Annotated in this window: 26 protein-coding genes and 1 tRNA gene; 6 read left to right on the top strand and 21 right to left on the bottom strand. The window is 39.8% G+C overall.

Going from position 1 to position 23,339, the window contains the following annotated elements; translation table 11 throughout:
* Nucleotides 1–154: 154 nt before the first annotated feature.
* The 3 genes from H8B21_RS11300 to H8B21_RS11290 form a co-directional block, all read right to left on the bottom strand.
* The gene (locus H8B21_RS11300; RefSeq protein WP_190313849.1) at nt 155–1,132 is read right to left on the bottom strand and encodes a bifunctional metallophosphatase/5'-nucleotidase; all 978 of its coding nucleotides are present in this window, start codon (nt 1,130–1,132) and stop codon (nt 155–157) included.
* Nucleotides 1,107–1,859: a 5'-nucleotidase C-terminal domain-containing protein gene (locus H8B21_RS11295; RefSeq protein ID WP_190313848.1), complete on the bottom strand. Its 753-nt coding sequence runs from the start codon at nt 1,857–1,859 to the stop codon at nt 1,107–1,109. Before H8B21_RS11295 ends, H8B21_RS11300 begins: the two co-directional genes overlap by 26 nt.
* A 105-nt stretch (nt 1,860–1,964) precedes the next feature.
* Nucleotides 1,965–2,525, bottom strand: a complete 561-nt coding sequence (locus tag H8B21_RS11290; protein WP_190313847.1) for a type 1 glutamine amidotransferase domain-containing protein — start codon at nt 2,523–2,525, stop codon at nt 1,965–1,967.
* A gap of 290 nt (nt 2,526–2,815) precedes the next feature.
* Here H8B21_RS11290 and H8B21_RS11285 point away from each other — a divergent pair, with 290 nt between their 5' ends.
* Entirely contained in the window at nt 2,816–4,342 is a 1,527-nt protein-coding gene (locus tag H8B21_RS11285; protein WP_190313846.1) for an FAD-dependent oxidoreductase, read from the top strand.
* Between the two features lie 2 nt (nt 4,343–4,344).
* Here the strand turns inward: H8B21_RS11285 and H8B21_RS11280 are convergent, their stop codons facing one another.
* The 4 genes from H8B21_RS11280 to H8B21_RS11265 form a co-directional block, all read right to left on the bottom strand.
* Entirely contained in the window at nt 4,345–5,412 is a 1,068-nt protein-coding gene (locus H8B21_RS11280) for an AI-2E family transporter (protein ID WP_190313845.1), read from the bottom strand.
* Nucleotides 5,413–5,519: 107 nt separating this feature from the next.
* Complete coding sequence (locus tag H8B21_RS11275) at nt 5,520–6,122, bottom strand: hypothetical protein (RefSeq protein WP_190313844.1); 603 nt, start codon at nt 6,120–6,122, stop codon at nt 5,520–5,522.
* A gap of 29 nt (nt 6,123–6,151) precedes the next feature.
* Complete coding sequence (locus H8B21_RS11270; RefSeq protein WP_190313843.1) at nt 6,152–6,517, bottom strand: hypothetical protein; 366 nt, start codon at nt 6,515–6,517, stop codon at nt 6,152–6,154.
* 146 nt (nt 6,518–6,663) lie between these two features.
* Nucleotides 6,664–6,918, bottom strand: coding sequence for a SemiSWEET transporter (locus H8B21_RS11265; RefSeq protein WP_190313842.1), 255 nt, complete (start codon nt 6,916–6,918; stop codon nt 6,664–6,666).
* A 414-nt stretch (nt 6,919–7,332) separates the two neighbouring features.
* On the opposite strand from H8B21_RS11265, the gene H8B21_RS11260 reads away from it, so the two are divergent.
* Nucleotides 7,333–7,731, top strand: coding sequence for an SPW repeat domain-containing protein (locus H8B21_RS11260; protein ID WP_190313841.1), 399 nt, complete (start codon nt 7,333–7,335; stop codon nt 7,729–7,731).
* A 53-nt stretch (nt 7,732–7,784) separates the two neighbouring features.
* Here the strand turns inward: H8B21_RS11260 and H8B21_RS11255 are convergent, their stop codons facing one another.
* Nucleotides 7,785–8,684, bottom strand: a complete 900-nt coding sequence (locus H8B21_RS11255) for a diacylglycerol/lipid kinase family protein (protein ID WP_190313840.1) — start codon at nt 8,682–8,684, stop codon at nt 7,785–7,787.
* A 74-nt stretch (nt 8,685–8,758) separates the two neighbouring features.
* Here H8B21_RS11255 and surE point away from each other — a divergent pair, with 74 nt between their 5' ends.
* Nucleotides 8,759–9,484 (top strand): 5'/3'-nucleotidase SurE, encoded by a 726-nt coding sequence (gene surE / locus H8B21_RS11250; RefSeq protein WP_190313839.1) that lies wholly within the window; start codon nt 8,759–8,761, stop codon nt 9,482–9,484.
* A 75-nt stretch (nt 9,485–9,559) separates the two neighbouring features.
* Entirely contained in the window at nt 9,560–10,585 is a 1,026-nt protein-coding gene (locus H8B21_RS11245) for an aldo/keto reductase (protein ID WP_190313838.1), read from the top strand.
* A gap of 69 nt (nt 10,586–10,654) precedes the next feature.
* On the opposite strand, the gene H8B21_RS11240 is transcribed toward H8B21_RS11245, so the two are convergent.
* From H8B21_RS11240 to H8B21_RS11230, 3 genes are all read right to left on the bottom strand, one after another.
* Entirely contained in the window at nt 10,655–10,834 is a 180-nt protein-coding gene (locus tag H8B21_RS11240; protein ID WP_190313837.1) for a spore protein, read from the bottom strand.
* Nucleotides 10,835–10,861: 27 nt separating this feature from the next.
* Nucleotides 10,862–10,932 (bottom strand) — tRNA-Cys (locus H8B21_RS11235).
* 86 nt (nt 10,933–11,018) lie between these two features.
* A complete protein-coding gene (locus H8B21_RS11230) occupies nt 11,019–12,017 on the bottom strand; it encodes a sensor histidine kinase (protein ID WP_190313836.1) in 999 nt (332 codons plus the stop codon).
* A 432-nt stretch (nt 12,018–12,449) separates the two neighbouring features.
* Between H8B21_RS11230 and H8B21_RS11225 the strand changes: the two genes are divergently transcribed.
* The gene (locus H8B21_RS11225; RefSeq protein WP_190313835.1) at nt 12,450–13,094 is read left to right on the top strand and encodes a porin family protein; all 645 of its coding nucleotides are present in this window, start codon (nt 12,450–12,452) and stop codon (nt 13,092–13,094) included.
* A 65-nt stretch (nt 13,095–13,159) separates the two neighbouring features.
* Here H8B21_RS11225 and rpsJ read toward each other — a convergent pair whose 3' ends face one another.
* From rpsJ to H8B21_RS11175, 10 genes are all read right to left on the bottom strand, one after another.
* Nucleotides 13,160–13,465: a 30S ribosomal protein S10 gene (gene rpsJ, locus H8B21_RS11220; protein ID WP_002993539.1), complete on the bottom strand. Its 306-nt coding sequence runs from the start codon at nt 13,463–13,465 to the stop codon at nt 13,160–13,162.
* Nucleotides 13,466–13,529: 64 nt separating this feature from the next.
* Nucleotides 13,530–15,653 carry an elongation factor G gene (gene fusA, locus H8B21_RS11215; protein WP_190313834.1) on the bottom strand — a complete coding sequence of 708 codons (2,124 nt, stop codon included), beginning with the start codon at nt 15,651–15,653 and terminating at the stop codon, nt 13,530–13,532.
* Between the two features lie 103 nt (nt 15,654–15,756).
* Nucleotides 15,757–16,224 (bottom strand): 30S ribosomal protein S7, encoded by a 468-nt coding sequence (gene rpsG / locus H8B21_RS11210; protein WP_190313833.1) that lies wholly within the window; start codon nt 16,222–16,224, stop codon nt 15,757–15,759.
* Between the two features lie 19 nt (nt 16,225–16,243).
* Nucleotides 16,244–16,651 carry a 30S ribosomal protein S12 gene (rpsL, locus tag H8B21_RS11205; protein ID WP_130140989.1) on the bottom strand — a complete coding sequence of 136 codons (408 nt, stop codon included), beginning with the start codon at nt 16,649–16,651 and terminating at the stop codon, nt 16,244–16,246.
* A gap of 178 nt (nt 16,652–16,829) precedes the next feature.
* Nucleotides 16,830–17,174, bottom strand: coding sequence for a DUF488 domain-containing protein (locus tag H8B21_RS11200; RefSeq protein WP_190313832.1), 345 nt, complete (start codon nt 17,172–17,174; stop codon nt 16,830–16,832).
* 44 nt (nt 17,175–17,218) lie between these two features.
* Nucleotides 17,219–17,644: a cytochrome C gene (locus H8B21_RS11195; protein WP_223814973.1), complete on the bottom strand. Its 426-nt coding sequence runs from the start codon at nt 17,642–17,644 to the stop codon at nt 17,219–17,221.
* Nucleotides 17,645–17,651: 7 nt separating this feature from the next.
* Complete coding sequence (locus H8B21_RS11190) at nt 17,652–17,912, bottom strand: hypothetical protein (RefSeq protein WP_190313831.1); 261 nt, start codon at nt 17,910–17,912, stop codon at nt 17,652–17,654.
* Nucleotides 17,913–17,916: 4 nt separating this feature from the next.
* Nucleotides 17,917–18,927 (bottom strand): cbb3-type cytochrome c oxidase subunit II, encoded by a 1,011-nt coding sequence (locus H8B21_RS11185; RefSeq protein ID WP_190313830.1) that lies wholly within the window; start codon nt 18,925–18,927, stop codon nt 17,917–17,919.
* Between the two features lie 12 nt (nt 18,928–18,939).
* Nucleotides 18,940–20,781, bottom strand: a complete 1,842-nt coding sequence (locus tag H8B21_RS11180) for a cbb3-type cytochrome c oxidase subunit I (protein WP_190313829.1) — start codon at nt 20,779–20,781, stop codon at nt 18,940–18,942.
* 99 nt (nt 20,782–20,880) lie between these two features.
* The gene (locus tag H8B21_RS11175; protein ID WP_190313828.1) at nt 20,881–21,315 is read right to left on the bottom strand and encodes an RrF2 family transcriptional regulator; all 435 of its coding nucleotides are present in this window, start codon (nt 21,313–21,315) and stop codon (nt 20,881–20,883) included.
* A gap of 198 nt (nt 21,316–21,513) precedes the next feature.
* Here H8B21_RS11175 and H8B21_RS11170 point away from each other — a divergent pair, with 198 nt between their 5' ends.
* Nucleotides 21,514–23,136 (top strand): DUF6377 domain-containing protein, encoded by a 1,623-nt coding sequence (locus H8B21_RS11170; RefSeq protein ID WP_223814972.1) that lies wholly within the window; start codon nt 21,514–21,516, stop codon nt 23,134–23,136.
* Nucleotides 23,137–23,339: the final 203 nt, after the last annotated feature.

Genomic DNA, 23,339 nt, shown 5'->3' with positions numbered 1-23,339 from the left:
CTGCACTTTGTCGTGAAGCACGTTTGTATTTGCGGAATAAGATGGGTTTTGTGGTGAAAAAAGCCCTTTTTACGTAAAAAAGGGGGGGTAAAATGTCGCCAAAATTTTTTGTTTATATGTTCGCTATCGTTTTAGCACGAAATTATGGATTCGTCTATAGAACGGCAAGCTGTGAATGTGAAATGGGACGATCTAGCTTGTGATCAATAGGATAATGCTGTGCCATTATCTTTTTTTCGCCGGTAGCTTTATTGAAAACAACATCCAGACGTCCTAGGCGTATGCCTGCAAAACCGACCTGATTGACCCAAACCTCGTTGCCATCCAGATTGTGTATACGGGTAGGCTCGTTCAGAAAAGTGTGTGTATGGCCGCCTAGAATAATATCTAGATTTTGGCTAGCAGCTGCGAGTTTCAGATCATCAATCTTATCGTCGTTATATTTATATCCCAAATGGGAAAGGCAAATGACCAGATCACATTTTTTATTTTCCTTAAGCATTTTGGCGATACGGTTCACAACCGGAACGGGATCGAGGTAAGCCATGCCTTTGTGATTATTGGGGTCTACTAATCCTGTTATATCGATGCCTACACCAGTGAGGCCGATGCGAATACCTCCTTTTTTGATGATAACGTATTCTTTAGTACGACCAGCTAAAGGCGTTCCGGAAAAATCATAATTGGCGGTCAAAAAAGGAAAGTTGGCATTGTGGAGCTGTTCAGCGAGTCTTTCGATCCCATTGTCGAATTCATGATTGCCAAAGGTTCCTGCTTCATAACCCAATTTAGACATCAATTCCAACTCTAGCTTTCCATCAAACATGTTGAAGTAGGGCGTGCCTTGAAACATATCTCCGGAATCGACCAACAATACGTTTTTTTCCTCTCCACGAATCTTGTTTATAAGTGTGCTTCGTCTTGCCACACCGCCTAAACCTTGATTCCTCGAACCATCCATAGGAAAAGGATCGATTCTGCTATGCACGTCGTTGGTATGCAAGATAGTCAAACGCTTGGTTTTAGGCGCGGTGGCTGCTTGCGCTGGAAAAGGCCCCAATGTTGCAATTGCTCCTAACATGAGCGATTGCTTGATAAAGCCTCTTCTATTTAATGATTTGAACTCTTCCATCTAATTGACTCTTAACGTGCTTTCCTTGTTTTTTTAAATCCAAAACATATTCCATCAACGTTTCGCGAAGAAGTTGCGTATAATCTTCGCGTGCGATAGGACTGTCGAAAAATTTTATATAATCTCCACCATTTGCTAGATAGTCATAAGTAACTAGTTTATAATGTGCGTTTGGGTCAATCGGTTTCCCCTGCACCAAAAACTCCTTGATCTTTCCATTTTCGATGATGAGTTTGATACCACTAACCGGTTGTCCTCCTGTTTTTACCATATAGTCTGCCAAACGCAACATATCCACGCCACGTAACGTTAAAATAGAGACGACATTTTCAAAAGGCATAATCTCAAAAATATTGCCCACTGTTATGTCTCCAGCGTTAATGTCTGCCCGGATGCCGTCTTTGGTGGCAAAACTTGCCTGTACCTCCGGGTCCAGTAGCCTTCCTTTCCACAATAATCCGTCTGCAAAGAAATTACCCATCAGGCTCTCTGGTGCATTACGGTTACGTGTGACATGATCGTTGGCATAACCCACCACCCGGTTCATTTCGGCTTCCAATTTTGCTTTGTAAGGTGCGTAATAGTTAATAATACTGCTGTCAGCGATGATCGAGGCGTCAACCTCATAATATTGCCCCTTATTTATGTGGTGATGAAGTTGTGTTCTACAGGAAAATAACCATAACGTAACAGAAAACAATGAGCACCATAATACGGCACGTTTCATACACTTGAAATTTTTAGTAAAGCTAAAGATTAAAAATAAAAAGGAGAACATTTAATGTTCTCCTTTTGTTGTATTTTAGTTAAAAAATAATTACTACAAATGGCGTTAAACATGTTGTCCATCATGTTCTCCTTCCGCGTATTCTTCTACAATTTTTCTGTTAAAAGCAGGAAGATCATCCGGTGTGCGGCTAGTCACCAGTCCTTGATCAGTCACTACCTGGGTATCTTCCCAACGTGCTTTTGCATTGATCAGATCCTTTTTAATTGCCGCGACTGAAGTAAGTTTGCGACCTTCTACCACTTCGGCATCGATCAACACCTGAGGTCCATGACATATAGCTGCAACAGGTTTACCGGCCGCAAAGAAATCACGCACGAAAGATAGTGCTCTTTCATTGGTACGCAATTTATCCGGATTAATTACACCTCCTGGAATCAGTAATCCATCATAGTCATCGACTCTTGCCTGACTTAGTGGCATGTCAACCGGATATTCATCGTCCCAATCATCACCTTTTTTCGAGCGTACAACCTTTTCTCGTGGAGAAACGATATCTACCTGGGCACCCTCGTTTTTTAATGCTTCTTTCGGACTTGTTAACTCAATTTGTTCAAAACCATCTTCTGTCAATATGGCAATTCTTTTTCCATTTAATTTTCCCATAACAATTATCTTTTTTAAATTTTTCACTTGAACATTCTTAATCAGAGAACAACCGACGAATTATCTAGTTCTGATAAATTCAAAATATTGACACTGTTATTATTTACGGCCTTAATTAAGCGTATCAAACATTCCGCCTAAACTATGGAGCATCGTATTTAATTTTATAAAAACGAAAAATACGTAGACCGAGGTAATACTACCTGTTTTGGAGTCCGTAGGAAACAACGAAGCTCCTTTGTGCATTCTATTAATGGAGATAGACAATAAAAATAAATAAATAGAATTATATGCAAAGAGACGGAACAAACAAGAGCATTTGGCAGGAGGTTGATGCACCAGAACTATCCGTGCCTTACGATCAGGAGCATGTTGAGATAATTGTTGTTGGTGCGGGTATCACCGGACTTACAGCAGCATTAATGCTCAAAGAAGCTGGCAAAAGTTGTATCGTTATGGAAGCCAATACAATAGGATTTGGTACCACGGGGGGGACTTCTGCTCATATAAATACAGTACTCGACACACCATATACTGAAATAATTGAGCAACATGGTTTAGAAGCGGCTCGCACGGTGTTGGCATCTACACGAAAAGCGATATCAATAATCAAGGAAAATATAGATCGTTATAAAATTAACTGTGACTTTACACCCTGTTCGGGTTTTATGTATGCTGAAAATGATGAAGAAAAGAAAGAGCTCATAGAAATAAAAGATGCGTTAGAACAAGTAGGAATACCCTGTTCTGAAGTAGACGAAATTCCTGTTCCAGCTCCGTTTATTTATGCAATCGAATTTGATGAACAGGCCCGGTTCCACCCGACGAAATACCTTGTCGGGTTAGTGAACGCTTACAGTAGTTTAGGAGGGCAGATCAGAGAAGGAACGATTGTGCAACACGTGAAGGAGGAAAACAATGTGCTGTTGGTCAAAACTGCTGAAGGTATGGTTTTTTCTTCCGATTTCGTTCTATATGCTACGCACACCCCGCCGGGTATACAATTAATGAACTTTCGTTTAGCACCCTATAGAAGCTATATACAGGTATGGGAATTAGTACGCCCGATAAATTTTCCAGAAGCGCTGGTCTACGATATGCAGGAGCCTTTCCATTATTTTCGAACCGTAGAACACGACGGTAAATCTTATCTTTTAGTAGGTGGGCAGGATCATAAGACAGCTCATCATGATAATGAAAAGCAGAATTTCCGAGAACTGGAAGCACATATTAGAAGTCTTTATACGGTAGACAAAAAGATATATGAATGGTCGTCTCAATATTATGAAAGTCAAGATAGTTTGCCTTTTATTGGCTATTATCCAGGTAAGAAACATCATCGAGAGCTACTGTCTACGGGGTATGGTGGAAACGGGATGATTTTCGGGTCACTCGGTGGCACGATGATGGCAGATTTAGTACTACATGGGAAAACAGATTTTCAAGACATCTATTCGCCTAGTCGTGTAGGACCGATTTCGGCAATCCGTGATCTGCTTGTAGAAAATTATGATGTAGCAAAACATTTCGTAAAAGACCGTTTTTTTCTAGAAGAGATAGAAGAACTCGCGGAATTGAGCCGTGGCGAAGGAAAGATATTGAATTATGAGGGAAAAAGGATAGGTTTGTTTAAGGATGAGAAAGGTGAGCTATTTGCCATTGACCCCGTGTGTCGCCACGCTGCATGTATTGTAAAATGGAATAATACGGAGCGGAGCTGGGATTGCCCGTGCCATGGAGCGCGATACGCGCCTGATGGAAGTTTGTTGAATGGCCCTTCTATCGCACCCCTGAAAGTATGGCAATTGGAAGAGTAAAATTACTTTTTACGCTTCCAAAAAGTCCGTTTATTTTTTTTATCGCTGCCTATCAAGTAACCGTAAGGTTGCAATCGGGGGATACGGTCACATATAATCTTGATCATGCCGGTAACTGGAATAGCGAGTACCATGCCTGGGATACCCCACACCGCTTCAGCAGCCACCAAGCTGAATATGGTAAACAACGGATTGATGTTAACCTCATTCCCGACGATTAGAGGTTCCAGCAGATAGGTTTGAATAAATTGAACAAACCCGTATATCAATATAACACCTAAAATTATGTCGGTCTCACCACCTTGAGCCGTCACTCCTAATATTGTTATTGCGGTGCCTGTTAGATTTCCTATGAAAGGAACAAGCTCTAATAACCCGCATATTACGGCAAAAAATAATGCATTTTCTACTCCAATCGCTGTAAACCCTAATCCATAGAGAATCCACAAAACTACGATCATTTTCGCAAGACCCGTCATATAATTCGCTGCCACCTGGCTTGCCGATTCAGCGATCTCTATGGTTTTTTCTTGGTCTCCGGATGGTGTTATTTTAAGCAAAAATTTCTTCAACCGAGAGCGGTAAAAGAGCAAAAGGTAAGTATAAACCATCACTAAGATGAAATCCACAAGCAGGCCAAAAAAGACAGATGCAATTTGAGTGACTGTGGAACCTTCTTTAGACTGGCCTTTCATTTGCTCTTCTGCTATGGCTTGTTGTTTAGCTTGATCGATGTCCAAACGGTTCTGTATCCAAAGTTGTAAATTGGAAAGCATCTGCGATAGGTTTTGTTTCAAAGAGCTGATCTGTTCGGCAAAGTTTTGTAACTGCCAGCTCAAAAGGAAACCGATTCCTACCAGACATATTCCTAGAATACCGACCGCGATCAGCGCACTTGCCCACCGAGGTAAGCCCTTTTTTTCCATCCAAGTGGAAGGTGCGACAAACAACATCGATAAAATGCAGGCAATGGCCAACGGAGCCAGTATGCTCTTTCCATAATACAAGATAACTACAATTAAAACGATGGTGAAGGTTATTTGCAATACGCTAGAAATTGATTTGCTCATATTTTCGCTGTGAAAAATCTTTTATTTTTTACAATACAACAATTGAGATAGTAAATAGTTGTTGAAATTATAAATGATATTCACCGCGTACATTGACACATGTATTATTAGCTATCAACATCACCGAGCCCTTCAACTAGCGCCTTCCACTGTGGAAATGACGCACCCATTTTTGCTCCCAAACCTACCATAAAATTGCGCAAATTGTCTAACATCGACTCATTATCCGTGTTGATGATTTCATTACGTCCGGCGTAGTGCAAGGAAATATGTTTGCCTTTTTGTTCCACCAGGAAAGACGAAGTTGCTAGTCGTTTGAAGAAATGTGCTGTATCCGTACCATCTTGTGTTGGATCGGGGCAAGGCCTTAATGTCAAAAGAATGCTAGCGTCTTCGGTATTGGCCGTCTCTGTTATGTCTTCTACTTGTACCCAGTCATATCCTTTAGCAGAGGGAAGTCCAGGTCCGGGAATATCGATTTGGATATAGTCACCTTGTTGAACCGTGCGTTCCATCGTACGACCGGAAGCATCCTTGATGGTAAATGTGGCAGAAGGTGCTTTTGTGATTTCGTTCCAATGGTTGACATCGAATAATTTGCTTCTTATACGTTCAAAAAATGTCGTGGCCTCCTCATGGGATGGCAAATTTACAGACTTAAAACAATCCAGAGATTTACCCTCCACTTGTTCTGGAATTTTCTTTTTCATAATACTTTTCTTATCGCATCTTAAAACAGTTATCGCCCATTTGTGATATCCTCATTATCTTCTAGATTGCTGATATCCAGATTTTCCTCTTCTGAATCAGTTGGCATATCAGACTCTTCTCTTTTTTCTTGATTTCTCTCGATTTGTTTATCTTCATCTTTTAGATGTTTGATATCCTCTTGGAGAGGTTCTGCGTCTACTATGTCAGAATCCCGCAGATCGTCCGTGGGGTTCTCGCGATATACATCATCTGCACCTCCTATAATAGGATCTTTATTAATTTCCTGACCTTCAGCGTCTCCGAATTCCTCATCTGTGCGACCCGGACTATCGGTAATCATCGTTATTACAACCCAAGCTGATTTTTCCAAGTTTATTTCGTAATTTGCTTTCATCTGTTTATTTTTTTCTCTAAGTCACTGCTCATCTTATTATTGAACAGTCGATTTACCTTTATGTTTAAGAGGATTAACACGTGATTTTTTATTTATATACGTGTATCTTATAATATAGTTTTAAGCAATAAAAGTTTATTTGGGATCTACTGCTCCCTAAATAAAAAATAGCAGACTAATAAGGTTGCATTGACGAGCACAGAAAATAAGTTCGAAAGGATAATAGGCCATTCATGTAACATAAAACCGTAAACGACCCACAACGATACACCTGTTAATAGGATAGCAATCATATAGGGAGAGAGGTTCTCCACATCTTTTTCCTTTAAAACCTTTAGTAATTGTGGCACCATGGAAATAGACGTAAATATGCCAGCTGTAATCCCTATGATTGTTTCCATATTTTTTTATTAGAGTACGCAAAATCAATCGAAATTGTTTTGTAAAAAGCTGATTCATAAAAAATCCTGAGGCGGGGAACCTCAGGATTTTAACTAACTAACCAATTATAAACCTAAATTATGAAGTACTATTATAGTATCAATTTCTATGCCTTTTGGTATATACAACGTGTAGTTTTAACACCTCTTTAACATATTGGCGCGATAGTCTTTTATACAGTTGACAGATCTTTGGCATATTTAGTTTTTTTGTCATTTCCGACCTGCCAACATTGCGTATACTATGACAAGAAATATAGACGACTCATACTTTTTGTCAGTATAGCTTGTTATAACTACGCGTTTTGACAAGACGAACAACTATTTGCCGTGCACTTTGTCCATTATAAAGAACACACCAAAAAATAAGAAGGTATGAGAAAATTGATTCCAACCCACTGGCATGCATTTATGGATTATATATTGAGCATTGTACTCTTGAGTAGTCCATGGCTTTCCACGTTTCATCAAGTGGAGGCGGCGAAGATTACGAGTTTATGTAGCGGCGGTCTTATCGCGCTACTTTCCATTCTCACGGCGAATGAGGGCGGAATAGTTCGCCTAGTACCCATGAGAATTCATTTGATTATGGATTTTTTATTAGGCATTTTTCTTATTTTATCGCCATTTCTGTTCGGATTTAGTAACGACACTTATCTGTTTCATATATTTATAGGATTTGTTGTTTTAGGTTCTGCACTCTTTACGAAAGTAGAGCCTAAGAAATATAACCCACCAAGACCTGTAACTGGACCGGAGGAGGGGGGACAATAACTCCTGTTCCTGTCGTAAAAGACTATCGCTTTATCGGAACATACAGCCTTGGTCTACATAATGAGATCAAGTATATGTTCACGCACTTCTATATTAAGAGAACCATTGGGTATGGATAGGTATTTGTCGTCGATATGGATATTTTTGTTAGTTGATTGTATCTCGAATTTTTTTGCCCGAAGCGTCTGAAAATCAAAAGATGTTTCTTCTTGATTGATAATTTTTTTAACATGCAATGCGAATGCATTCCGCTCCTGTTCCGCGATCATCACTAAATCAAGATAGCCGTCGTCTATCTGAGCAGCGGGGGCTAACACAAGGTTGGGACCTATGGACGGAATATTCATAGCTTCCAATAACAGATATCTACCTTCATACGTTTTTTCATCCACATGGATTATGTAATGATATGCTTCTTCGGTTAATATAATTTGATACAGTTTCTCCAGCGCAAATTGCAATTGCTCTTCTGTCGTTTCTAAATGACTGACGTCTATCTTATCCATTGTTTGGATGAGTGTTGGAAATAGACCGTACCCGACACCTTCTAGAAAAAAATCAAAACGACCATCGTACGCGAGGCTACCGATATCAAATCGCCGGCGTTTGCCATATTTCCAGGTACCTATTTGATCTTCAAAACTTGCTTCTTTGTCCAGGAATAATGTCTTGGACAAATTGTTCGCCGTGCCCATAGGTAGAAGTGCCATTGTTATTCTTTTGTCGCCAGTGCGTATTTGGACAAGTGCTTTAACAACTTTTCGCACAGTACCATCGCCGCCAGCTACGACAGCAAAATCTGCTTCGTCGAGCTGATTCTTCCACCTGTCATCTTCTTTAATCGAAAAGTAAGTACATCGATATCCTTCTTTCTCGATAGCTTCGATGAGATCCGCCTTAAAATGGTCGGCGTCGCCTGCATTGGGATTGTGTAATAGGATTATCTGCTTCATATATCATGTTTAATAGGAGAACATTTTGGTAGGCTTAATTGTTGTTAGATTAAGAAAAAAATATAGAAAGTGTTATGAGAATTTTAGTGACGAATGATGACGGTATATACAGCCCAGGTATTGCAGCCCTGGCGAAAGTAGCAAAGAATTTTGGAGAAGTGAGGGTAGTCGCGCCAGATGTGGAACAATCTTCTATGGGGCATGCGGTAACACATTCAAGGCCATTAGCTTATAAAAAATCGCCTATTGAATTCCCTGATATAGAAGCTCACCGCGTAAATGGAACACCTGCTGATTGCGTAGCGATGGGAATGCACTTATGGAAGAATGTGGATGTGGTGTTATCGGGGATTAATATGGGGCCTAATCTAGGGAATTCCATGTGGCATTCAGGGACTTTAGCGGCGGCTAAACAGGCAGTGCTATTCGGTGTGAAAGGAATAGCCTTGAGTACACCCGTTGGAAAGGACGAGCCTGATTTTGAACATTTAGAGACGTATGTATCGAAGACGTTAGAACTCTTGCTGAAAAATAATGAACTCGCATTATATAATGTCAATTTTCCACCTGATCCTACTGATATTGCATGGACGAGACAGTCCGTGCGACTATATGATGGTACTATCGTTCCTGGAACGGATCCGCTGGGTAGAAAGCACTATTGGTTTACGGTGACGCCCTTGGATCCGGCAGAAGAAGGAACCGACCGCTGGGCGATAGAAAATAATATGGTTTCGATTACACCTTTACGTTTGGATTTAACAGATGAAAAAATATTGAACGAGAAATCTCATTTTTAACCATTGGAATGAATTGGTTTTAGCATAATTATACATATTATTGCATCTATTCATTCGGTCAAGAAAAGGATATAAATGCGAAACAACAATAAACATCTGAATTTAAGTCATCAATTACCTCCCATAGTATTCGGAACAAGTGGACTGGGAAATCTATATGTAGATTTACCCTTCGAAGAAAAATTGGCGATTGTGAAGGAATGTATAAAATACGCTCCAGGAAAAGTGGTGTTTGACACTGCCGGAAAGTATGGTGCTGGTCTCTCTCTGGAATCGATAGGAAAGAGCTTAAGCCAATTGGGCGTTGAGCCTTCAGAGGTGCTGATTAGTAATAAACTCGGCTGGTATCAAGTGCCGTTGATAGCAGAAGAACCGACATTCGAGCCGGGTGTATGGAAAGGGTTGAAAAATGATGCGGTGCAGAAAATAAGCTATGACGGTATCTTATCATGTTTCCACCAAGGCAATGCATTATTGGGTGGTTACACGGCACAGTTAGTTTCAGTTCATGATCCAGATGAATATTTAGCCAATGCAAGAAATCTGGAAGAAGAGGAAGAATTTTATCGAGACATTCTAGATGCTTATCGTGCGCTTGCAGAATTGAAGGCTGAAGGAAAAGTTTTGGGTATAGGTGTGGGGGCAAAAAATTGGAAAGTTGTTCAACGTATAGCAAATGATGTTGCACTAGACTGGGTGATGATAGCAAACAGCCTAACAATATACAATCATCCCAAAGAGCTTGTTGATTTTATAGGAGATTTGGGAAGAAGAGGTGTTGCTGTCATTAACTCCGCCGTATTCAATGGAGGGTTTTTAGTGGGAAGCGATTATTATAATTATCAACTTATTGATAGGGAAACTGAAGAGGGAAAAGCGCTATATGCTTGGCGAGATAAATTCTGGGAACTTTGTGCTAAGTTTGACATATTGCCCGCTGAAGCTTGTTTTAATTTTGGATTTAATATCTCCGGTGTCTGTAGTGTAGCGTTGAATACTACAAAATCTGAAAAAGTTCGTAATAACGCAGCAATGGCTACAAAAGATATTCCTGCTGTTTTTTGGAACGCCATGCGAGAAGAAGGACTTATATTATTATAGGTAGGAAAATAAAAAAGGAGAACCTTATTACTGCGTTCTCCCTGTACTTTATGATCGTTAAAACGATTATTATTTTGCTTCTGCAGCTAATTTATCCAAAATCTCGTTGTTCTTTGTGATTTGGCTGTTTTTAGGCATTCTGCTTCTTGAGCCTAACTCAACATTGCGACCTAACTTCAAAAACTGTACTTCCATACGTGAAGTAGTTTTATTTCTTCTATCTTTTCTTTTTAAACGTGTAACTCCCATGGTTCAATTTTTTTTATCTTTAAAGCGAGGTCGGAAGCGGATTCGAACCGCTGTAGGAGGTTTTGCAGACCTCAGCCTAGCCACTCGGCCATCCGACCCTTTCCCGTTGAGGGAACGCAAAAATAAAACTTACTTTTGATATATCCAACTAATTGAAAAGTAAAAGTGATAAAAATCTTCGTGGCTATGGTACGTGTGTTTTTTTTGAGAGTGGCAGCGAGATGCTGAACACCGACCCCATATTTGGTTGGCTTCGCACACTACAATCCCCGTCATTTTGCTGTAGTAATTCTCGGCTTAGAAATAATCCAAAACCACTGCCTCGTTCCCCTTGGGTTCCATGTGCGGGAACCTGTATGTAATTAAATAGGCTGCTTAATTGATCTTGGGGGATACCTATTCCTGTATCCCTGATCTCAATAAACACTTTTCCATGGTTACGCATGGCCGAAAAATGTATGGTGCCTCCAAAATGACTATACTTGATGGCGTTGCTAAGTATATTTCGGAATACAATAAGTATTTGATCCCGATCGATGTAGGCTATTAGGTTCTTTTCGATATTTTCTTCCCATATGATCGCTTTTCGTTTTGCTTGTGGCATAAGGAATTGGTAGACTTCTTCGTATAATGCATCTATACATACATCTGTCCGCTGGATTGTTGTACCTTGCATATTACGCCCACCCCAGCGGAGGAGATTGTCCAATGCATCATTTAATAGGGTTATTCGCAGCTTTATAAGAGAAGCATTTTCGTGAGCAGTTTGTGAGGTAATGATATTTTTTTCGAATAGCGATAACATGTCGTAAACCGAAGTTAGCGGTTCTCTTATATCGTGTGCTATGATGGAGAAAATATTTTCCATCGTGCCGTTTATCTGTTTCAGTTGCGCATGCTGTTCTGCAATCTTTTTTTGATAGGCGTATTGTATATCTTTAAAAACAGCAATAATAATTAAGAGAAAAGAAATAGCACTTACGAAATTGAACATTACCCGTTGCACAGGAACATAATTATCCGAAAAAAAATCACTTGGGTAAAATATCACCAATATAATAGCTAGTATAGTAGCGCAACTGGCCAAAATTTGTATATAAATATTATCATAAACTAGTAAGGTCACGATTAACACACATAGAAGCAAGTACTCAGCACCATTGTGAAAATAATATCCTCCCATAGTAAAGAAGATTAGGTTAAAGATGATAAGGGTGGATCTAGCCGCTTTATAATAGCGGTAATGGTGAAGTATGAGAGTGGAGAGCGAGGATATAAAACTACAGGCATTAATGAAGGCTAGAAAGGGTCTATCACCGATTAAATTAGTGCAAGTGAAAAAGAAGGTTAATGGAATGCAAAATAAGACAATCAAATTGAGCATTTGGATTTTTTTTCCTTCCAAATACGGCAAATCGGGGTATATACCTATAGATTGTAGTGCCTTAAGGCATTTCCATATTCTTCTCATTTTGATTTATTCAACATTTTACGGCAGTGGCTATATAGGTAAATCCCACACAAAACTACAAATAAAACAGTAGAGTAGGGGACAGCTGATAGTTTTGGTCTGAATATTGTATACCCTACATTGTTAAAACAAATTTTAAAGAGTATGAAGAAGATTTTACTTTCATTAGGAGCAGCTGTTTTATTGGCTGCAGGAGCACAAGCCCAAACATCTTGGGGTTTGAAAGCAGGTGTTAACTTGGGTAAATATAGTAACGCGCCTGATGGAGCAAAAGACTATCAGAAAATGAATACGTCTTTTTATGTAACAGGTTATGCTGACCTTCCGGTAGCGCCGAATTTTTCCGTTCAACCAGGATTATCTTTACAAGGCAAAGGTGATAAGTACAGTTTTGATGGAGATAATTTAGATGGTAGCAGTACAACGAATGTGATGGCCTTAGAGGTGCCGGTTAATGCTGTTTATTATATCCCTACCGGATATAGTGGATCGGTATTCTTAGGAGCGGGCCCTTATGTAGGATACTCGCTTAGCGGAAAACAAAAAATAAAAGGAAATATAGGTGGCACGCAGGCAGAAGGAGAATACGATATTGATTTCTCGGGAGATGATAAACACCAAAAACCATTTGATTTTGGTTTGAACTTTATGGCGGGATACAAATTGTCTAATGGATTTCTGGTTAATGCAGGATACGGTCTTGGTTTGACAAATTTGTCACCAAGCAGCAACAGCGACAATAAGTTTTCTAACCGCGTATTATCTTTTGGAGTCGGTTACCAATTCTAAGGAATACATTATCAAAAAAATAGGCTGCTTTGAAAAAAGCAGCCTATTTTTTGACTTGAAATCTATCACACTTTGATTTCCACTTCAACACCCGAAGGTAATTCAAGTTTCATTAACGCGTCAACAGTTTTAGAGTTGGACGAGTAGATGTCCAATAATCTTTTATAAGCACATAATTGGAATTGCTCACGTGCTTTTTTGTTAACGTGTGGTGAACGCAAAACCGTATAGATTTTTTTCTCTGTAGGCAATGGAATAGGACCACTTACTACTGCACCTGTAGGTTTTACCGTTTTTACGATTTTCTCAGCAGATTTGTCTACCAAGTTGTAATCGTAAGATTTCAATTTAATTCTGATTCTTTGGCTCATTTTTATTTGTTTAAATATGACTGCTGATTAGAGCTATTCACAACCAGCAGCCGGTAAATTATTATTAATCTTCGATCGCTTTGACCTTACCTTTAGATTTCGCGATTACATCGTCTTGTACGTTACGAGGAGCTTCTGCGTAGTGATCAAACTCCATCGTAGAAGTTGCACGTCCAGAAGTAATCGTACGCAATTGCGTTACATAACCGAACATCTCGGAAAGAGGCACGTGTGCTTTGATAACCTGCGCCCCGCCGCGTGTATCCAAACCTTGCATTTGCCCACGACGACGGTTCAAGTCGCCCATTACATCACCCATGTTTTCTTCCGGAGTCAATACTTCTACCTTCATGATAGGCTCCATCAATACAGGAGAACATTTAGGTAATGCATTACGGTATGCCATTTTAGCTGCCAATTCGAATGATAAAGAATCCGAGTCGACCGCGTGGAATGAACCATCGATCAAACGAACTTTCATGCCCGAAAGAGGATAACCTGCCAATACACCATTGCTCATAGATACTTCAAATCCTTTCTGTACCGAAGGAATGTATTCTTTTGGAATAGCACCACCCACGATTTCGTTTACGAATTGAAGAGGAGATTTTGATAGATCGTAGTCCTCATCTGCAGGAGAAACAACCACTTTGATGTCGGCAAATTTACCACGACCACCGGATTGTTTTTTGTATACTTCGCGGTGTTCAGTAGTTCCATTGATAGACTCTTTGTAAGCTACCTGTGGAGCACCTTGGTTAACTTCAACTTTAAACTCACGTTTTAAACGGTCGATCAGGATATCCAAGTGAAGTTCACCCATACCAGAAATAACCGTTTGACCAGTCTCTTCATCCGATTTTACAACGAACGTAGGGTCTTCTTCAGCTAGTTTACCTAAAGCAATACCCAATTTATCTACGTCAGCTTGTGTTTTAGGCTCGATCGCTAAACCAATAACTGGCTCAGGGAATACCATAGATTCTAGAACGATAGGGTTCTTTTCATCACAAAGAGTATCACCTGTTTTGATATCTTTAAAACCAACTACTGCACCAATATCACCCGCACCGATGCGTTCAATTGGATTTTGTTTGTTGGCGTGCATTTGGAAGATACGTGAAATACGTTCTCTGTTGCCCGAACGCGTATTTAAAACATAAGAACCGGCCTCCAATACGCCCGAATATGCTCGAATAAAGCAAAGACGACCAACAAAGGGGTCAGTAGCAATCTTAAATCCTAAAGCCGCGAAAGGCTCTGCTTCGGATGGTTTACGCTCGATTTCGTTTTCGTTGCGAGGATCTGTACCTTTAACGGCTTCGATATCCAATGGAGAAGGCAATAGTTCCATTACCAAATCAAGCATGGTTTGTACACCTTTGTTTTTGAAGGATGAACCACATACCATAGGAACGATAGCGTTATCCAATACCGCTTTACGCAAAGCGTCAAGGATTTCACGCTCCGTTAATGAATTAGGATCATCGAAGAATTTCTCCATCAATGATTCGTCGTAAGAAGCTACAGCTTCCAATAATTTCTCACGGTATTCAGCAACTTCGTCAGCCATATCGTCTGGGATAGGTACTTCTGTAAAGGTCATACCTTTATCTTCCTTATTCCATACCATACCACGGTTATTGATCAAGTCAACTACCCCTTCGAAATCATCTTCTGCGCCGATAGGCAATTGTAATGCAACTGCCTCGGAGCCCAACATTTCTTTTACTTGTTTTACAACTTTCAAGAAATCAGCACCTGAACGGTCCATTTTGTTAACAAAACCGATACGGGGTACTTTATATCCGTCAGCCAAACGCCAGTTCGTTTCTGATTGAGGCTCAACACCATCAACTGCCGAGAATAAGAAAACCAATCCGTCCAATACACGCAAAGAACGGTTTACCTCTACGGTAAAATCCACGTGTCCGGGGGTATCGATAACGTTTACTTGATATTTCTTGTTGCGGTAATTCCAGAACACGGTAACAGCAGCAGAAGTAATCGTGATTCCACGCTCTTGCTCTTGTGCCATCCAGTCTGTTGTAGCAGAACCTTCGTGGGTTTCCCCCAATTTGTGGTTAACACCAGAGTAGAATAGAATACGCTCTGTTGTTGTTGTTTTACCGGCATCAATGTGAGCGGCGATACCGATGTTTCTTACTAAACTTAAATCTTTTGCCATTTTGTTTTTAAATGAAAATTACACAAATCGAAAAAGGATTACACAGATTTCAATTATATCCATCTGTGTAATCCCTTATATCTGTGTAATCAATTTCATGATATTAGAATCTGAAGTGTGAGAACGCTTTGTTTGCTTCCGCCATTTTGTGCGTATCTTCTTTCTTCTTCACAGCAGCACCTTCGCCTTTAGAAGCGGAGATGATTTCCCCTGCTAATTTTTCACGCATGGTTTTTTCACCGCGCTTACGAGAGTAGGAGATTAACCACTTCATACCCAAAGCGATTTTACGTTCCGGGCGTACTTCCATAGGAACCTGGAAGTTGGCACCACCCACACGGCGAGATTTAACCTCTACAGAAGGCATTACGTTGTTCAAGGCTTTCTTCCAAGCCTCTAAACCGTTCTCTTGTGTTTTTTGCTCAACTATTTCTACAGCATCGTAAAAGATGGAATATGCGATAGATTTTTTACCGTCTACCATCATGTTGTTTACGAAACGTGTTACCTGAACATCATTAAACTTTGGGTCAGGTAAAATGATTCTTTTTTTTGGTTTTGATTTTCTCATTTTCTTTTCCTCCGTTTAATTATTTTTTACCTTTTGCTGGAGCTGCAGCTTGTCCTGGTTTAGGACGCTTAGTTCCATATTTAGAACGACGTTGGTTACGACCATTAACACCAGAAGTATCCAATGCACCACGAATGATGTGGTAACGAACACCTGGTAAGTCTTTAACACGACCGCCACGGATTAACACGATAGAGTGCTCTTGTAAGTTGTGTCCTTCACCAGGGATGTAGGCATTCACCTCTTTACCATTGGTAAGACGTACACGAGCGACTTTACGCATTGCTGAGTTTGGTTTTTTAGGGGTAGTAGTGTATACACGAGTACACACACCTCTTCGCTGTGGACATGAGTCCAACGCCGGAGACTTACTCTTGTCTTCCAGAGCTACTCTACCTTTTCTAACTAATTGCTGAATAGTAGGCATTTACCTGTTTTTGTTTTTAATTTGTTTAAAATTAATTTTTAAGTCTGCAAAGATAGTGATTCTGTTTTGAATAATAAATAGTTGATATATAAAATTTTAATGTGCAGGTTTTAGCCACGACCAATAGAAGTCAATAAAATGGTTAAACTTTTTTTAATTTGATACTGAAGAAAATCCACTATTTGATCCCCTCTAGTACTTCTTCCAATACAACAGCTTGATTTATCTGTTCGTTTTTTGCAGCATAGAGTAAGGTCAGGTTTTGTTTTTTAGCAATGGCTTTTATTCGTTTCAATTCTTCAGTTTTGTTACGCAGTTCTACTTTATAGCGCTTGGAGAATTCTTCAAAAAATTCCGGTTTGTGTCCAAACCATTTTCTTAGTTCGGTGGATGGTGCTATATCTTTGTTCCATTCATCCAAATTAGCCTCCCCTTTAGATACACCACGGGGCCAAATCCTATCTATCAGCATACGGTAGCCATCTTCGGGTTCCGGTGCTTCGTATATGCGTTTAATCTTCATGGCAGCTTTTTATGCTAAGTTCTATAAATTTTTTGGTTGATTCATCATACAAAAGATTTATATAGATCAGGTTTCCAATACATAATCAAGTAAAACAGCGCAAAAGCCACGAAAGCAATAAGAAGTGCCCAAACCCAGGCAGGGATAGCTTTGGGTGTTTCTGAGCCCGTAACGACAAAAATATCTTTACGTTCGCTACCATAGGCATTGATGGTAATGGATATTTGCTCATTGACGGTTTCATTTTCCTTTAATCCTACGACCGCTATGGCAGGCCCGTTCCGTACTTCAAACGGAATGGTTCGGATGCCCTCTACATTATCGGTAGATTTCGCGACGATTTTAAGTTGATGTTTTCCATCTGGAATTTTGGTGGTATCAAATACAAATTTTATTGGAGGGGAGAACTCTGCAAAAGGTATAGGATCATCGTCTAAAAATATTTTTATGATTCTGTTGTCTTCCATCATCGTATTATTAATGAATAGTTACGTTCTTTATATGATCTGGGGCAGATTCTTTGGGTCTGACGAGGTATTTGATGCTCAGAAGCAACGTTATGGCTACAATGATAACAGCCCCCCAGATAATAATATAATCTATGTCTCCATTTGGTCCTGTTCCGTGAGTGATACCTCGGAGTGCCTTGGGCTGTTTTTGTTGACATAATTCGCAAGCTAATAACTCAAACGGCATGAGAAATAGTAAGATGGCTATGTATGTGTTGGTCCTTTTCATTTAATTATTCTTTTAGGTTTTGAATCAATTTCCTAATCTCTTTTACTTTCTGCGGACTTACGGCGGGGGCGTTGTTACCCCAATTGCCACGTTCATGCGTAGCGATAGCTGCTATTTCTTCATCCGAAAGCATATTAGCAAAAGGAGCCATTACACCGTATTCCGGTCGGGTATCATAGCCTTCTAAGATGATCCGGATAAGGGTTTCAGGATTTTCATCATTGACGATTGCGCTGCCGGCCAATGGAGGAAATGCTCCCGGAAGTCCTTCCCCATCAGCCTGATGGCAGGCAGCACAAGTACTCGCGTAGAGAGCAGTCCCATCAGGCAAATTACCTGTCTCTTCGCTTTCACTGACAGTAGCCTTTTTCTTTTTAATGGAAGCGATAAATTCTGCTGTGCCATCGCCTTGAAGAGCGGGCTGCTCCAACGATTGGAGGTAGGCTACCAAATCAAGTGCTTGTTGCGTTGCCACAATCTTCTTAGATGGATGGCGTAAGAAAGAAGCTGGCACGGGGATAACCCGATCATCAGGTGCTATATCTTGTTCATTTTTTTCTTCAAATAACCAAGGATATCCGGGCATAATGGATTCTTTTACAACGGTACGGGGGTTGTACAAATGCAGTAGATGCCATTCCTCTCCCGATTGCCGCTTGCCCACATTGGTAAGATCCGGTCCGGTGCGTTCACTGCCTAAAATGGAAGGAGACTGCCGCCACACATCCATGCGCTTCTTACTGAAATAATAATCGGACGGGATAGATGGCCGTTCGCCCCATGCATTATCCATTTCTATATTACGAACTTGTTGCGTATGACAAGACACACAATTCTCCGCTATATAGATATTGAACCCACGATGTTGCTGTTCTGTCAACGGTTCCATAGATGGTAAAGGCTTCGTCTCCTGCATTTGAAAAGCGGGGACTACAGCAATGAAAATGCTTAACCCTACAAAAACAAAGAGGGCTGTATTGGCTAAACTTTTATGATCTTTATGAAAATTGAACATCACTTTTTTGTTTTATATATTGACGGATTTTAATGCAGCTGTTTCAGCTTGTGTGCCCGTATCTTTTTTCTTCACCATGACATAGAAATTGTAGGCAAAAACCAAATGTGATAAGAACATCAAGCTTCCGCCTATCGCACGCCATACCCAGTAAGGCTGCATCAGTATAACCGAATCGATAAAGGGTTTACCATCAATCCAGCTTAATCCTTTTAGCGTACCACCTATCATTAATGAAATCATATAAGCAAATAGTCCGATGAATGCCATCCAAAAATGTGCACCTACAAAAATTTGCTTGGGCTCACTACCAGTAAGCTGTGGAAGAATGGCATAGACACAAGCCCAAAGTAGAAAACTGATGATACCGTACATGGTCATGTGTGAGTGAGCGACATTGAAGTCGGTGAAGTGCCATACATAATTGGTAAAGCGAAAAGCTTGAAAACTTCCTTGGGTAGAACCCACGAAATAGAAGATGACACCGACTAAGAAAAACGGTAAAACATAGCTTTTTGATATCTCGCTCCAACTTCCGCGCATGGTCATCAAGAAATTGGTCGTTCCTGCGACAACAGGGATAAACATACCTGCACTGAACACGATGGCAACTGTCTGTAGCCACCAGGGTAAAGGGCTAAATATAAAATGGTGGGTGCCAATAAGGGTGTAAAATAGCATTTGTGTCCAGAAAGCCAATACGCCGAGCGAATATGAGTAAATCGGTTTATTTAACGAAGATGGCAAATAGTAATAAACCAACCCTAGCGTAAAAGTCATAAACCACATCCCCACACCTTGATGCATATAGTAACCCTGGATCACTGTTTCACCTAACCCGTCTTGGTAGTTTGGTAAATATCCGATGATGGCTAAGGTAATTGTCCAGAGCAAACCACCAAACAGATACCAGTTAGAAACATAAATATCGGAAATCCGGCGATTCGCTACTGTTTTATAAAAATTTCTGAAAGTATAGATCAGACCTACCATGAACAATACAGCCACCGACCAAATGTATTCCCGGTATTCACCACCTCCGTTGTTGATGCCCGCCAGTAGAAAGATATTGCCAATTAACACGGAGAGATTGATGAGATACCAGCTCCGCCATGCCCACTTATATTTATAGATAACAGTGTTTGATGTTCGGGCGATTACAAAATACCCTAATCCGATCATAGCCATGGAAGCCCACCCCCAAAAAACAGTATTGGTATGCACAGGCCGTAATCTGCCAAATGAAAGCCAAGGAACGGTATCCATTTCTGGCCATATAAATTTCATCCCAACATATTGACCTATCAATGTGCCGAATACCAGCCAGAAAATGGAGGCGCCTAAATACCAAATAACAATTTTCTTCAATGGAACGGGTGTCTCCATATTTAGACGTGTCTTCTTTTTTTCGTCAAATAGTGGGTTTTCCGGTTCATGTGTAACTTTGGAAACGATACCTTTCGTATCATTTGCCGTTTCTTGGCTACCCAGTTCCCTCCCTGTTAGCCGGTATTTCAGCGCAGCTTTTCGTTTTTCTAAGATATCGTCAATTTCGGCTTCATCCATATCTATAAGCTCTTCCGAAAAAGTAAGTTTCTTTTTCGCCTTTGCCTTGTGGTTCATCATATCCAGATAGGTCGATAATCGGATATATACGATGACAACCACCACTGCCAATACAATAAAAATCAGGACAATCGTTCCGATGATGCCGGGACTTAGAAACCAATTGGAGGTATCTGGGTTTGGAGTGGGCTGCGCAAGAGCAGCATGACTGGACAATAAGAGCAGTGCCAATATACAAATTCTATTTGCGATAAATTTGTCGTAAATATGTTTAAATTTTTTTTTCATCTAATTTAAATTATTTATGAATGTTAAATCATTAATGAATCAGTAAGCTAATTGCAAGCGGTTTGTTTTTTTAGTTTAGTAATTATTCCCTCAAATGGTTTATCGTATAAGGATCGATATCCCCGATTTTAGCTTCGTAGCTAAATCGTATATTGTTGTCGTCTGGAGCATCGTTTTAAGCCGGCCTCTCACTTTGACAAAATTCTCGTGCATAGGGCAAGGTTCCATTGGATTACATTCACTTAGTCCCAAAGCGCAGCCATTATAAATCGAATCACCATCTATAGCAAAAACAATATCACTGACATTTAACTGTTTCATTCTATTTACATCGATCTCAAAACCGCCGTATGGTCCTTTTACAGATCGTACGATATCGTATTTATTTAACGTGCCGAGTATCTTCGCCGTAAATGCTTCTGGTGTACCTGTATTTTCCGATACATCGCCTATTTTCACCCGATTTCCTTCCAAAGACTGGGTTGCAATGTAAATAACGGCCTTAATGCCATGTTGGCACGCTTTTGAAAACATAGATTATTAGTTTCTTCATCAAAGTTAGTAGATATTTTTATTTCGGACAAATTTATCTTAAAATGTTTTTGCAAAAAAATATTGATAATAATTTCATTACTTTGTGGTTATCTTAACATCCAAAGAGCCGATAGAGCAATTGATTGTATTTGAAGTATAAGGAATATAGCGCGGCGATATTGTTAACGTAATCTAATAATGATAAAAGGATTTTTGTGCTTTTTGTTTTTGGTTCTATGTCACATGTCTATCGTAGGCATGACTGATGCGACAGATTCGCTGTTGAAAAAACTCGATAGAGCAATTACACAGAAGGAAGAGTTTGCTGTCCGTCGGATAGCTAGAATGGATTCCATCAGAAAGGAAGCTATGTTGGCGCCTGATAAAGCCAAAAGGTTTGAGGAGTTGCAAAAGTTATTCCGACGCTATCGTTCCTATCAGTTGGATTCTGCATTTACTATTGCACAACAATGTATACAATTGGCTGAAACGATCGACGATGAAAAAGTTGCTGAAGCTGAGATGAATATGTCGGAAGTTTTGGGGGTTATGGGAATCTATAAGGAATCGATGGATATCCTACATGCTATACCGAAAGATCGTCTAGATACTTCTTTATTGGCGCACTATTATCATTTACACCATGCCACTTATTCCTTATTGGCAGAAAACGCATTAACGAACATAGAAAAAGACAAGTATAATAAGTTAATACAGTTATACAGAGACTCGTTGCTTCGTGTGAATGATCCCGCTACATTAGGCTATAATATGTTAAAAAGTAAGCAGTTATTAGATTCCGGACAATATGAGGAAGCGCTGTCTTTAATGCAGGATTGCTACGACCGATATCATACGGATGAAAGTCTACTAGCTTCGGTGTCTTATGAATTATCCTTGGTTTATGAAAAGCTTCAAGATACAGAGCAAGAGAAAAAATACCTGACCATTTCGGCGTTGGCCGATATTAGACGAGCTGTAAAGAGTTATATCGCTCTTCGTAAGCTGGCTGTGATGTTGTATCAGGAGGGGGATTTGGATCGTGCATATTCCTATATAAAATGCGCGATGGAAGATGCTACTTTTTGCAAAGCAAGGTTCCGTACCATGGAAATTTCCGAAACGCTGCCCATTATTATAGCAGCATACGATAAAAAAATGCAGCAGGAAAAAGAAAATCTGTTTAAATACCTGATATTGATTTCTGTCCTTTCCCTAGTATTGGCAGCCAGCATATATTACGTATATAGACAGTTACGAAAACTCTCTGCAGCAGAAAAAGCCATGAAGAAGCTAAACGACGAGTTATCAGATATGAATGTTGGCCTGCAAGAGTTGAACAAAAGTTTGTCCGAATCCAATTTGGTAAAGGAAGAATATATAGGCTCTGTCTTTAATCTATGCTCATCTTATATCGATAAACTGGATAGTTATAGAGTTAGTATAAATCGAAAACTACGCGTACAAAAGATCGAAGATGTGATTCGGCTTACGGATTCTAAAAACTTTGTATCGGAAGAATTGAAAGAATTTTTCCAAAACTTTGATGCAATTTTCTTAAACATCTATCCAAACTTCATAGATGAATTTAATGCGTTGCTGAAAGAAGGCGAACAGATTCATCCTAAGAATGAAGAGCTTTTATCTGCCGAACTGCGAATTTATGCACTGATCAAATTGGGAATAACCGATAGCAGTAAGATTGCTACCTTTTTGCATTATTCTCCACAAACGGTATACAATTACAAACTTAAAGTGCGTAATAAATCGCGTATACCGAAGGATGAATTTATGGATGCTTTACAAAAAATTGGCCGATAGACATCTTTTTATCTACCCAAAAAGCTTCCAAAGTCTACTTATTCGTGTTATTTAATCCGTACACAAATTACTGTATTTTAGTGTTTTATGTTTTTTATTGAAGAATAAAAATCTACTTCCTTACCTTACTTTGCTGGCTTTACGTTTTGATTTGCTATAGATTTGCTTCATACGCTTTTGGGGTTAATACCTCACCAAATAAA

Origin of the sequence: Sphingobacterium chuzhouense, assembly GCF_014692525.1 — a bacterium.
GTDB lineage: Bacteria > Bacteroidota > Bacteroidia > Sphingobacteriales > Sphingobacteriaceae > Sphingobacterium > Sphingobacterium chuzhouense.
This window is presented reverse-complemented; position numbering and strand designations above follow the sequence as displayed.